The sequence below is a fragment of the Streptomyces sp. NPDC045998 genome (assembly GCF_056430285.1).
In genome coordinates, this window is the sequence record NZ_JBWKLJ010000016.1 from 47,652 (window position 1) to 58,950 (window position 11,299).

General features: G+C 73.9%; 10 protein-coding genes. 7 read left to right on the forward strand and 3 right to left on the reverse strand.

Annotated elements, in window-relative coordinates; translation table 11 throughout:
- Positions 1-43: 43 nt before the first annotated feature.
- Positions 44-2,014: an AAA family ATPase gene (locus tag AC07FJ_RS32575; RefSeq protein ID WP_479052796.1), complete on the reverse strand. Its 1,971-nt coding sequence runs from the start codon at positions 2,012-2,014 to the stop codon at positions 44-46.
- A 450-nt stretch (positions 2,015-2,464) separates the two neighbouring features.
- Positions 2,465-3,094 carry a uridine kinase family protein gene (locus AC07FJ_RS32580; protein WP_479052797.1) on the reverse strand — a complete coding sequence of 210 codons (630 nt, stop codon included), beginning with the start codon at positions 3,092-3,094 and terminating at the stop codon, positions 2,465-2,467.
- 227 nt (positions 3,095-3,321) lie between these two features.
- On the opposite strand from AC07FJ_RS32580, the gene AC07FJ_RS32585 reads away from it, so the two are divergent.
- From AC07FJ_RS32585 to AC07FJ_RS32595, 3 genes are all read left to right on the forward strand, one after another.
- Complete coding sequence (locus AC07FJ_RS32585; RefSeq protein WP_479052798.1) at positions 3,322-4,743, forward strand: peptidase C39 family protein; 1,422 nt, start codon at positions 3,322-3,324, stop codon at positions 4,741-4,743.
- Positions 4,744-4,881: 138 nt separating this feature from the next.
- The gene (locus AC07FJ_RS32590; protein ID WP_361429176.1) at positions 4,882-5,022 is read left to right on the forward strand and encodes an SCO1431 family membrane protein; all 141 of its coding nucleotides are present in this window, start codon (positions 4,882-4,884) and stop codon (positions 5,020-5,022) included.
- A gap of 195 nt (positions 5,023-5,217) precedes the next feature.
- Complete coding sequence (locus AC07FJ_RS32595; protein WP_479052799.1) at positions 5,218-6,390, forward strand: acyl-CoA dehydrogenase family protein; 1,173 nt, start codon at positions 5,218-5,220, stop codon at positions 6,388-6,390.
- A gap of 98 nt (positions 6,391-6,488) precedes the next feature.
- Here AC07FJ_RS32595 and AC07FJ_RS32600 read toward each other — a convergent pair whose 3' ends face one another.
- Positions 6,489-6,890 carry a hypothetical protein gene (locus AC07FJ_RS32600; protein WP_361429172.1) on the reverse strand — a complete coding sequence of 134 codons (402 nt, stop codon included), beginning with the start codon at positions 6,888-6,890 and terminating at the stop codon, positions 6,489-6,491.
- Between the two features lie 204 nt (positions 6,891-7,094).
- Here AC07FJ_RS32600 and AC07FJ_RS32605 point away from each other — a divergent pair, with 204 nt between their 5' ends.
- The 4 genes from AC07FJ_RS32605 (at position 7,095) to fxsA (ending at position 11,131) form a co-directional block, all read left to right on the forward strand.
- Complete coding sequence (locus AC07FJ_RS32605) at positions 7,095-7,535, forward strand: Lrp/AsnC family transcriptional regulator (protein WP_236239047.1); 441 nt, start codon at positions 7,095-7,097, stop codon at positions 7,533-7,535.
- 32 nt (positions 7,536-7,567) lie between these two features.
- On the forward strand, positions 7,568-9,184 hold the full coding sequence (locus AC07FJ_RS32610; RefSeq protein WP_479052800.1) for an amidohydrolase: 1,617 nt from the start codon (positions 7,568-7,570) through the stop codon (positions 9,182-9,184).
- Positions 9,185-9,687: 503 nt separating this feature from the next.
- Positions 9,688-10,482, forward strand: a complete 795-nt coding sequence (locus AC07FJ_RS32615) for a polyprenol monophosphomannose synthase (protein ID WP_479052801.1) — start codon at positions 9,688-9,690, stop codon at positions 10,480-10,482.
- Between the two features lie 67 nt (positions 10,483-10,549).
- Positions 10,550-11,131, forward strand: coding sequence for an FxsA family membrane protein (gene fxsA, locus AC07FJ_RS32620; RefSeq protein WP_479052802.1), 582 nt, complete (start codon positions 10,550-10,552; stop codon positions 11,129-11,131).
- Positions 11,132-11,299 lie beyond the last annotated feature (168 nt).

Consider the following 11,299-nt stretch of genomic DNA (forward strand, 5'->3'; position numbering starts at 1 on the left):
CAGCCGAGTCCGGCGGCCGGGTCCGGTGGCCCGGCTGCCCGGCTCAGTAACCCGGCGGCTCCTGCGGGCCGCGGTCCACCGGACCGCGGCCCGACAACACCTCGCCGTACGCCTGCATCAGGTCGGGCAGTCGCAGCGTGGACAGGTCCTCACGGCTCGGCATCCGGCTGTAACCCGACAACCGCAGATCGCGGTACGCGCACGACTTCTCGTACAGCGTGCGCAGGAACCGGCCGTTGCCCAGCTCGTCGATCCAGCCCTGCTCCACCACGTGCGCGCTGATCGAGCGCAGCTCCTCCAGAGCCTCCTCGTCCCACACGTCGTCGTTCGCCGCGGCCAGCACCTCGCCGATCGCGGTCAGTTCGAGCGGCCGGTACGACGGGAAGTCCACCCGCGTCGTGAACCGGGACGACAGGCCCGGGTTGGCGGCGAGGAGCCGGTCCATGCCCTCGGGGTAGCCGGCCAGGATCACCACCAGGTGGTCGCGGTTGTCCTCGGCGCGCTTGAGCAGCACCTGGAGGGCTTCGTCGCCGTACGCGTCGCCCTTGCTGTAGCCGGAGTTGGAGAGCGCGTACGCCTCGTCGACGAAGAGCACCCCGCCGAGCGCGGAGTCGATCAGCTCGTTGGCCTTCACCGCCGTCTGGCCCAGGAACTCACCCACCAGGTCCGCGCGTTGCGCCTCCACCAGGTGGTCGCCGCCGAGCAGCCCCAGCGCGTAGAAGACGCGGCCGAGGATCCGGGCCACGGTGGTCTTTCCGGTGCCCGAGGGGCCCGAGAAGACAAAGTGACGTTTCGGCGGCTGGACCGGAAGCCCCTGCGCCGCGCGCAGCCTGGCCATCTCCAACTGTGCCGAGAGCGCCTTCACCTGCCGCTTCACCGGCTCCAGGCCCACCATCCGCTCCAGCTCGGCGAGCGCCTCGGCGAGCAGCGCCGGATCGGTCGGACTCGCGGGGAACGGCGGCGACTTGGGCCGGCCGGGTCCCGCCGCCTTCTCCCGTACGCCGTGGACGGGCGGTACGGATACCGATCCGCTCCGCGGCGGCGGGGGCTGCGGGGGAGGGGCCGCGGGCGCTTGAGGTGACTGCGGTGCCTGAGGCGGCGGCGCTTCCACGCCACCGCCCTCGGACGGGTCCCCGGAGTCCCGGCCGTCGAAGACACCGTCCTGCCCGGCCCCGGCGCCCGCGCCGGCCAGCGACACCGCCGCGAGACCGGCCGCCGCGGCCGCCGCTTCGTCCGAACCGTCGAACCCGTCGTATTCGGCGATGGCGGCCAGCCGGGCGGCGGTGTCCATGAACGCGGGGTCCACCCGGTGCACGGCCCGGTAGAGGGGGAGCGCGGCGGCGGTGCGCCCCGTGCCCTCGTGGGCCCGCGCCAGCCAGTAGCGCAGCTCCTTGCGCTGCGGCTGCTCGCTGCGGCAGCGCATCAGCGCGGCGGACAGCATCGGCTCGGCCTGCCCGTACATCTCCAGCCTGACCCTGGCCATGCCGCCGAACAGTCCGGCCTCGATGCCGAGCAGCGGGTCGTCGACGAGCGGCTCGGTGTGGCGCACGAGCTGGTCCCAGTCCTTGACCAGGTACGCCCGGCAGGCGTGCAGGAACCGCACCTGCGGGTCGGTGTCGACGGGCGGGAGCCCCGCCAGCGCCCGGTCCAGCTCCGGCACGTGGCGGCCGTCCAGCCAGTGCGAGGCGTGCGCGAGCAGCAGGTCGCGGGGGCTCTCCAGCACCGGCTGTACCCACCAGCCCAGCCAGTACCAGGAGTTGAGCTTGCGGCGGTGGCGGGCGCGCTGCTCGCCGAAGCGGTCCCGGTTCCGGTACATGCGCAGCAGCGCCGTGGTCGTGTCGACCCGCAGCGCGTGCAGCCCGAGCCAGCCGTCGGCCATGCCGGGATCGATCCGCACCGCGGTGCGGAACTCCTCCTCCGCCTGCGGATACGCGCCCATGGTGTAGGCGTCCACGCCGCGCAGCCAGGCGAGGTCGGCCGGGGCGTGAGCGCCGCCCTGCGTGCCGAAGTCCATCGGGTCCCCCACAAACCGTGCCCTCGTACCTCCTCCCGCCGGGCGTCGCCGCCCGCCGGAAGCCTGCCCAATCGCCCTCTTGTGAACGGGATCTGCCGAACGGGATCTGCCGCACCGAGGTGCACCGAGGTGTACCGAGAGGCATCGTACCTGCGCACTGCGTGTGCGACGAAGGGCGCGAAGAGGGCCCGGGGACGGATGCGAACGGCTTCGGACGCCCGCGGAACACGGTGACCGAGGGTGAGCGTCGGCGGGACGCGCGGCGCTGGGGGAGAGGGGTGGAGGGCAGAACGAAGCCCCCGATCACGGGGGAACAACCGGGGGCTTCGCGTCTGCGGCGGCTCCGGAAAGCCGCACATTGAGAACGTAAGACCTGTACGCCCCGTCGGTCAAGCGAAGTTGAGGCACTCTCGGAGGCTGAATTCCGACTGTTCGGTACGGTGGCGAAAGTCAGTCACGTTGCGTGACTATCTGGTTCTGACCGGCTGTCTCGGCAGCCCCTGACAGCCACTCGTATCCCTCTGGACACTCCCGTACCAGGGTGTCGGCATAGGGACGGGACGGGTCCGCTTCGAAATGGCGTGTCTCCGCCACTGTCCATCCGTCCCAGAACGCGGACTGCGCCGGTCCGTCCCGGTGGCGGCCCCTCGCCCAGGACGCGGCGGCCCCACGGTCCATCCAGAGCAGCCGCGCCAGATGGGGACGCAGCGCGCGGCGGCCGGCGCCGACGCCCTCGATCACGACGACGGGGGCGGGCGGCAGCTCCCGGACCGGACCGGCGAAGCGGCGCGAAATCCAGTCGTACGAGTGAAAGCGCGCCACCTCGCCGCGGTTCAGCGGATCGAGTACCCGGGCCCGGAAGCGGTCCGTCCACGCGAACAGTTCGTCGTGGCTGGCGATGTCGTCGAGATGGAGCACCGGGGCGCCGCCGAGGGCCGCCGCGAGCCGGTCCGCGAACGTGGACTTGCCCGAGCCGGCGTGGCCGTCGACCGCCACGAGACGCACCGGCCCGCAGGAGGGCGGCAGCCCGCGCAGCTCGCCGGCCAGGCGGCGGAGGTCGAGGGGGCGCGGCTGGTCCATGCGGCCACCCTACAAAGCCCCGCACGAAGCCGAGCGCGACGCCCGCCTGCAGCGCCCGCGGCACCCGTGCCGAGCGCGGCGCACACCCCCGCACGGGGCCCGTCGGCCGCTTCGTCGGCGCTGTTGCTGGTGGATCCGGCCCCGCAGCCGGGATAGTGGGCGCACTGTCGTGCACTTGTCGCCCCATCCGTACAGCTGTCCGTACATCCCGACTGGGGGTCACCGCCATGACCAGCTCCACGCCACCCTCCACACCGCCCGCCACGCCGTCATCCGGTCCGGCTGGCACGGCGCGCAGAACCGTGCTGGCCGCCGCCCTCGCCGCCGCGGGCTCCGCGGCGGCGTCCGTCGCCCCGGCGTCCGCCTCAGCCGCCTCAGACTCCCCGGCCGCCCCGACCGCCCCGGCTCCGACAGCCGCCGACCTCGTCGACAACCGCTTCTGGACCTCGTACACCGACTGGCGCTCCGGCGACCACGCCGGCACCCGGCCCGTCGCGACGCGCCGCCCCGGCCTGGTGATCGGCGCCCCGGCCGGACGCACCGACTACACCGACCCCCACACCGGCCGCACGGCCGCGTGGGAGTACGCCACCTGGACCTCCCCCCGCCACACCCCCACCGTCCCGGCCACCGAGCTCATCGCCTCCTGGAACGCCGACACCCCGCCCGGCACCTGGATCGCCGTGGAACTGCGTGGCCGGTACGCGGACGGCACCGAGACGCCCTGGTACGTGCTCGGCCGCTGGGCCGCGGGTGACACCGACATCCGCCGCACCTCGGTCGACGGGCAGGGCGACGGCCGGAGCGCCGTGTGGACCGACACCGTCGCCGTCGAGGACGCGTCGAGCGGCGTGCGCCTGGTCTCGTACCGGCTGCGGCTCACCCTCCACCGCCGGCCGGGCAGCGGACTGACGCCCACGGTGTGGCGGCTCGGCGCGATGGCCTCGGACGTCCCGGACCGCTTCACCGTCCCGGCCTCGGCGCCTGGCCCCGCCCGCGAGCTCGTGGTGCCGCGCTATTCCCAGCACACGCACATCGGGCAGTACCCGGAGTACGGGGGCGGCGGCGAGGCCTGGTGCAGCCCCACCTCCTCGCAGATGGTCATCGAGTACTGGGGCCGCCGGCCCACGGCGGCGGAGCTCGCCTGGGTGAACCCCGCCTTCGCGGACCCGCAGGTCTGCCACGCCGCCCGCCAGACCTACGACCACCAGTACGACGGCTGCGGCAACTGGCCCTTCAACGCCGCCTACGCCGCCACGTACGCCGACATGAACGCGGTCGTCACGCGGCTGCGGTCGCTGACCGAGCTGGAGACCCTGATCCGCGCCGGCATCCCGGCCATCACCTCGCAGTCCTTCCTCAAGGAGGAGCTGACCGGCGCGGGTTACGGCACGGCCGGGCACCTGATGACGGTCATCGGCTTCACGGACGGCGGCGACGTGATCGCCAACGACCCCGCGTCCCCCTCGAACGAAGCCGTACGCCGCGTCTACCGGCGCCGGGAGTGGGAGAACATCTGGCTGCGGACCAAGCGCCACAACGCCGCCGGGAAAGTGGTGTCCGGCACAGGGGGCGTCTGCTACCTGTACTGGCCCGCCCACCCCACGGCCGCGCAGCGCAGGGCGTTGGCGGCGGTCGGCCTCCGCTGAGCGGCACCCGGCGGCACCGGACGGCCCCGGGGCGTGATGAACGTCTCTACCCCGGGGGCCGTCCGCGCTGGCACTGTGGATGGGCGCCGTGGGCGACGTCCACGGCCCCTCCACCCCGCACACCGCCCGGAGACCTACATGACCGCTGCCGCCGCTGCCGCCCCCCGCGTCCGTACCGGAGGTCCGAAGGACGACGGCCCCGAGCTGCTGGAGCAGATCCTGGGCTGGGTCCTCGTCGTCGTGTTCGCCATGCTCGTCACCCGCGTCGGCCTCTTCTGAGCCCCGCCCGCGGGCCCCGCCGGTGACCCCGTGACGGGACGCCGCTGATCGGGCATACTCAACGCGCCACAGCCGCTGGCCAGCTCATTTCCGTGATCCGGGAGGGCAGCATCGGCGAGGCAGTGAGATCGGCGGCGCCGCCCACCCTAGTCGCGTGCGCCCGCCGTAGCGCCCGACAGGGAGGAGAGCGCCGCAATGTCCGACCGCGCCCCGCAGCCGGTGGAACGTCAGCTGCCCACCGAGGAGTCCAGGGATCTGATCGCCCTGGTACGCGACATCGCGCAGCGGGAGATCGCTCCCCGCGCGGCCGAGGAGGAGGACGCCGGCCGCTTCCCCCGGGAGATCTTCACCCTGCTCTCCGAAGCCGGCCTGCTGGGCCTGCCGTACGGCTCCGACTTCGGCGGCGGTGACCAGCCGTACGAGGTCTACCTCCAGGTCCTCGAGGAGCTCGCCGCCGCCCGCCTCACCGTCGGCCTCGGCGTCAGCGTCCACTCGCTCTCCTGCCACGGCCTGGCGGCGTACGGCACCAAGGAGCAGCGGGCCGAGCACCTGCCCGCCATGCTCGGCGGCGGCCTGCTGGGCGCGTACTGCCTCTCGGAGCCCTCCTCCGGCTCCGACGCGGCCTCCCTGCGCACCCGGGCCGTCCGGGACGGCGACGACTGGGTCATCGACGGCACCAAGGCCTGGATCACCCACGGCGGCATCGCCGACTTCTACACGGTCATGGCCCGCACGGGCGGCGAGGGCGCGCGCGGCATCACCGCGTTCCTGGTGCCCGGCGACGCCGAGGGCCTCACCGCCGCGGCCCCCGAGAAGAAGATGGGCATGAAGGGCTCGCCCACCGCCCAGCTCCACTTCGACGGCGTGCGCGTCGCGGACGCGCGCCGCATCGGCGACGAGGGCCAGGGTTTCGCCATCGCCCTGTCCGCCCTGGACTCCGGCCGCCTCGGCATCGCGGCCTGCGCCGTCGGCGTCGCCCAGGCGGCGCTGGACGAGGCCGCCGCGTACGCCACGCAGCGGCAGCAGTTCGGCCACCCCATCGCGGACTTCCAGGGGCTGCGGTTCCTGCTCGCGGACATGGCCACCCAGATCGCGGCGGGCCGCGCCCTGTACCTCGCCGCGGCCCGGCTGCGCGACGCGGGCCGTCCCTTCTCGCGCGAGGCCGCGATGGCGAAGCTGTTCTGCACGGACGCGGCGATGCGCGTCACCACGGACGCGGTCCAGGTGCTCGGCGGCTACGGCTACACCGCGGACTTCCCGGTGGAGCGCTACATGCGCGAGGCGAAGGTGCTCCAGATCGTGGAGGGCACCAACCAGGTCCAGCGCATGGTCGTCGCCCGCCACCTCCTGGGCCCCGAGTCCCGCTGAGGGCACCCGCCCCCGGACCCCGGCTCAGCAGTTCGCCCGGTCCCGCACCACGCCGGTGCGGGGCCGGGCGACGCCGCTCGCCACGGTCCGGGAGTGCCTCAGGCCGCCCGCCGCATCCGCGGCACCCGGGACGCCTCGGGCGCCTCCGTCCGGCGCGGCACCTTGATCGGACGCGAGCCGGGGCCGCCCACGTGCGAGAAGGGCTGCGTCCGCCAGTCGAGCCCCTGAGGGAGCGTCAACAGCAGAGCGGTGTCCTGCTCCTGGAGGTCCAGCGACTCGTCGGCGGGACGCGCCTCCGAGGCCGGCCGTCCCGTGCCGGAGCACACCGACAGGACGAACGGGTTCCACGGTGTGGGGCACAGCGCGTGCTCGGGCAGCACGTCCTCGTCCGCCAGCAGCGCGATGGGCTGGGTGCAGTCCGGGCAAATGACCCGGACCATCTCATAAGTGTCGTAGAGGTCGAGCTCGTCCGTCTCGACCGAATCAACAGGCTCCTGCATGGAGAATCTCCCCCTCGGGTGGGCCGACCAGGCTCATGCGGCCTCGACCACAGCAAGCAATTCCCTTCCGGTCCACCGAATAACCATCCGGTTACGGACGACAGGGGCCCCAAACTTGTGGTGTTGGTCACATGCCGCTCGCAGGTGCCCCTCCGACGTGCCTCCGACTGTGCCGTAGGGCACCCGGGGCAATAGGTTGACCGCATGGAGGAGCTGGATCGTCAGATCGTCGAGTTGCTCGTCAAAGACGGGCGCATGAGCTACACCGACCTGGGCAAGGCCACGGGCCTGTCCACTTCGGCGGTGCATCAGCGCGTCCGCCGTCTCGAGCAGCGCGGAGTCATCCGCGGCTACGCCGCGGTCGTCGACCCCGAAGCGGTCGGCCTGCCGCTGACGGCGTTCATCTCGGTGAAACCGTTCGACCCCAGCGCCCCCGACGACATCGCGGACCGGCTCGCCGACATCCCCGAGATCGAGGCCTGCCACAGCGTCGCCGGCGACGAGAACTACATCCTGAAGGTGCGCGTGGCGACCCCGCTGGAGCTGGAGCACCTCCTCACCCGGATCCGCTCGCAGTCGGGCGTCTCCACCCGTACGACGGTGGTCCTGTCCACTCCGTACGAGGCCCGGCCACCGCGCGTCTGACCCGCCCTCTTGGGGTCCTTAGGCTGGTCACCATGACCGAGAGCGAACACCGCACCGTGCTCCTGCGCGGTGGAGACGTCCACAGCCCCGCCGACCCCTTCGCCACCGCGATGGTCGTGGAACGCGGCCACGTCGCGTGGGTGGGCTCGGAAGGGGCGGCGGACGCCTTCGCCTCCGGTGTGGACGAGGTGATCGACCTCGAGGGCGCCCTGGTGACCCCCGCCTTCACCGACGCCCACGTGCACACCACGGGCACCGGGCTGGCCCTCACCGGCCTCGACCTGTCCGGCGCCCGCACCCTGGCCGAGGCCCTGGACCTCGTACGGGCGTACAGCGCCGCGCGCCCCGGCGACCGGGTCCTGCTCGGGCACGGCTGGGACGCCTCGCGCTGGCCCGAGCAGCGCCCCCCGTCCCGTACGGAGCTCGACGCGGCCACCGGAGGGCGCCCGCTCTACCTGCCGCGGGTCGACATCCACTCGGCGGTCGTCACCACCGCCCTGCTTGACCTGGTGCCCGGCGTCACCGGCCTGACCGGCTACCACCCCGAGCGGCCGCTCACCGCCGCCGCCCACCACGCGGTACGCGCGGCCGCGTACGCCGCCGTCACGCCCGGCCAGCGCGCCGAGGCCCAGCGCGCCGCGCTGCGCCGGGCCGCCTCGCTCGGCATCGGCACCCTCCACGAGTGCGGCGGCCCGGAGATCTCCAGCGAGGACGACTTCACCGGCCTGCTGGCCCTCGCCGCCGACGAGCCCGGGCCCCGCGTCGTGGGCTACTGGGCCGACACCGACGTGAAGCGGGCGCAGGCCCTCGGCGCCCTCGGCGCGGCCGGGGACCTCTTCGTGGACGGCTCCCTGGGCTCCCACACCGCCTGGCTCCACGAGCGATACGTCGACACCGACGGGGACCACACCGGTACGGCGCACCTGGACGCGGCCGCCGTCGCCGCCCATGTCACCGCCTGCACCGAGGCGGGCCTCCAGGCGGGCTTCCACGCCATCGGGGACGCCGCCGTCGGCGCGGTCGTCGAGGGCGTCCGGGCGGCCGCCGAGACCCTCGGCCTGGCCCGCGTGCGCGCCGCCCGCCACCGCGTCGAACACGCCGAGATGCTCACCCCCGAGACCATCGCCGCCCTCGCCGAGCTCGGCCTCACCGCCTCCGTGCAACCCGCGTTCGACGCGGCCTGGGGCGGCGAGGACGGCATGTACGCCCAGCGCCTCGGCGTCGAGCGGGCCCGCACCCTCAACCCGTACGCCGCCCTCCTGCGCGCCGGAGTGCCCCTCGCCTTCGGGTCCGACAGCCCGGTGACCCCGCTCGACCCGTGGGGCACCGTCCGCGCCGCCGCCTTCCACCGCACGCCCGAGCACCGGATCTCGGTGCGGGCCGCCTTCACCGCCCACACGCGCGGCGGGTGGCGGGCGATCGGCCGGGACGACGCCGGCGTGCTCGTCCCCGGCGCCCCCGCCGACTACGCGGTCTGGCGCACCGGCGACCTGGTCGTCCAGGCGCCCGACGACCGGGTCGCCCGCTGGTCCACCGACCCGCGCTCCGGGACGCCGGGCCTGCCCGACCTCACGCCGGGGGTCGAGCTCCCGGTCTGCCTGCGCACGGTCGTCGCGGGGCGGACCGTCTACGTGCGACCGAACGAGTGAGATAGGGACATTTCGTACACCGGCCGCACTCGGCCAGGGTCCTCCGCGACCTGCGGATCTTCGTCGCTGACCTGGCCTTACGGTCAAGAGGCGCAGGTCCCGGGGGTGTTGACAGCCGACGGTCGACGGCCGGTAGGTTCGGCCGGGTCCACCACAGGGCGTCCGACCGACGCCCGACCGGCCGGCCTCCCCGCCGTCGTCGAACGCCGCTGGGTCACGGATGGTGCGCCGCACCGGCGCACCATCGTCGGCAGCCAGGTCCAGCGTCCGCGCCTCGGGGGACGAGGGAAGGTTCCTCCGGTCGTGGTCCCCCGCTCCGCAGGGAGCGCGGGGGAGGGTGCGACCCGGGTGGGGCCCGGACGTTCAGTAGACAACGGCTCTCGGTCGACCCGCAGCCAGCGGGCCCCAGGTCGGCCCGAAGGACGCCGGGCCCCGGTCCGCGGACCCCTGCGCCGCCGCCGGTCGCTATGGTGGAGCCCAGCGTACGGACGTAAGGGGCAGCAGTGAACGACGGTGGTCAGAGTCGCCAGAGTGGCCGGACCGGTCAGAGGCGATACGGTCCGCTCGGCAAGGCCCTGGTGATCATCCCCACCTACAACGAGGCCGAGAACATCAAGCCGATCGTGACCAGGGTCCGGTCCGCCGTACCCGACGCCCATGTCCTGGTCGCCGACGACAACAGCCCGGACGGCACCGGCAAGCTCGCCGACGAACTGGCCGCCGAGGACGACCACGTCCACGTCCTGCACCGCAAGGGCAAGGAAGGGCTCGGCGCGGCCTATCTGGCGGGGTTCCGGTGGGGCATCGAGCAGGGTTACGGCGTGCTCGTCGAGATGGACGCCGACGGCTCCCACCAGCCCGAGGAGCTGCCGCGCCTGCTGACCGCCCTCAAGGGCGCCGACCTGGTGCTGGGCTCCCGCTGGGTCCCCGGCGGCCGGGTGGTCAACTGGCCCAAGTCACGCGAGTTCCTCTCCCGCGGCGGCAGCACCTACTCGCGGCTCCTGCTGGACGTCCCCATCCGCGACGTCACCGGCGGCTTCCGGGCCTTCCGCAAGGAGACCCTGGAGGGCCTCGGCCTCGACGACGTGGCCTCCCAGGGCTACTGCTTCCAGGTCGACCTCGCGCGCCGCGCCGTCGCCGCCGGGTACCACGTCGTCGAGGTCCCGATCACCTTCGTGGAGCGCGAGCACGGCGACTCCAAGATGAGCCGGGACATCGTCGTCGAGGCGCTGTGGCGCGTCACCGCGTGGGGCATCGGCTCCCGCGCCGACCGCATCATGGGCCGCAAGCGCCCCTGAGTCCCGCCCTGCCCTTCCTGATCACCCCTTTACGCCACGCTGGCGCGGTCTTGGGCACACTGGGGGCATGATGACCGGCTCACCGCCTCCTGCCGCCCGTAAGCGCTCCCGCGCCCGCACGCTCGCTCCGCTCGCCCTCGCCGCCTGGCTGGTGGTGGAGATCTGGCTGCTGACCCTCGTGGGCGGCGCTGCGGGCGGGCTCACCGTCTTCGCCCTGCTGGCCGGCGCCGGGCTCCTCGGCGCCGCGGTGATCAAGCGGGCCGGGCGGCGGGCCTTCCGGACGCTTACCGAGACGCTCCAGCAGCAGCAGGCGGGCGTCGCGCCCGACCCGGACCGGGGGAGTACCGGAAACGGCTTCCTGATGCTCGGCGGGCTACTGCTGATGCTGCCGGGGCTCCTGTCGGACGTGGTCGGCCTGCTCCTGCTGCTGCCGCCGGTCCGCGCGATGGCGGGGCGCTACGCCGACCGGGCGCTGGACCGGCGGATGCGCGCCATGGTGCCCGGCTCCCTCGGGGACGCCTTCCAGCAGGCCCGTATGCACCGCCCGGACGGCAAGGTCGTACAGGGTGAGGTCATCCGCCCCGACGCCGCGGGGCGGCGGCCCGGCCCGCAGGGCGACGAGGGCCCCCGCCCGCCGCTGACGCCCTGACCGTCCGCGTACGTACGGGGCCCGTACAGGGCTCCATGACGCCAAGAGCCGCGGGGGGGGGGGGGGGGGGGGGGGGGGGGGGGGGGGGGGGGGGGGTGGGGGTGGGGGGGGGGGGGGGGGGGGGGGGGGGGGGGATGGGGGAGGAAGATGAGAGCTATTTATCGAGGG

What these genes read in the sequence shown, in the direction of transcription:
- AC07FJ_RS32575 (WP_479052796.1), bottom strand. Translation starts at nt 2,014, where the DNA reads ATGGACTTCGGCACGCAGGGCGGCGCTCACGCCCCGGCCGACCTCGCC.
- AC07FJ_RS32580 (WP_479052797.1), bottom strand. Translation starts at nt 3,094, where the DNA reads ATGGACCAGCCGCGCCCCCTCGACCTCCGCCGCCTGGCCGGCGAGCTG.
- AC07FJ_RS32585 (WP_479052798.1), top strand. Translation starts at nt 3,322, where the DNA reads ATGACCAGCTCCACGCCACCCTCCACACCGCCCGCCACGCCGTCATCC.
- AC07FJ_RS32590 (WP_361429176.1), top strand. Translation starts at nt 4,882, where the DNA reads ATGACCGCTGCCGCCGCTGCCGCCCCCCGCGTCCGTACCGGAGGTCCG.
- AC07FJ_RS32595 (WP_479052799.1), top strand. Translation starts at nt 5,218, where the DNA reads ATGTCCGACCGCGCCCCGCAGCCGGTGGAACGTCAGCTGCCCACCGAG.
- AC07FJ_RS32600 (WP_361429172.1), bottom strand. Translation starts at nt 6,890, where the DNA reads ATGCAGGAGCCTGTTGATTCGGTCGAGACGGACGAGCTCGACCTCTAC.
- AC07FJ_RS32605 (WP_236239047.1), top strand. Translation starts at nt 7,095, where the DNA reads ATGGAGGAGCTGGATCGTCAGATCGTCGAGTTGCTCGTCAAAGACGGG.
- AC07FJ_RS32610 (WP_479052800.1), top strand. Translation starts at nt 7,568, where the DNA reads ATGACCGAGAGCGAACACCGCACCGTGCTCCTGCGCGGTGGAGACGTC.
- fxsA (WP_479052802.1), top strand. Translation starts at nt 10,550, where the DNA reads ATGATGACCGGCTCACCGCCTCCTGCCGCCCGTAAGCGCTCCCGCGCC.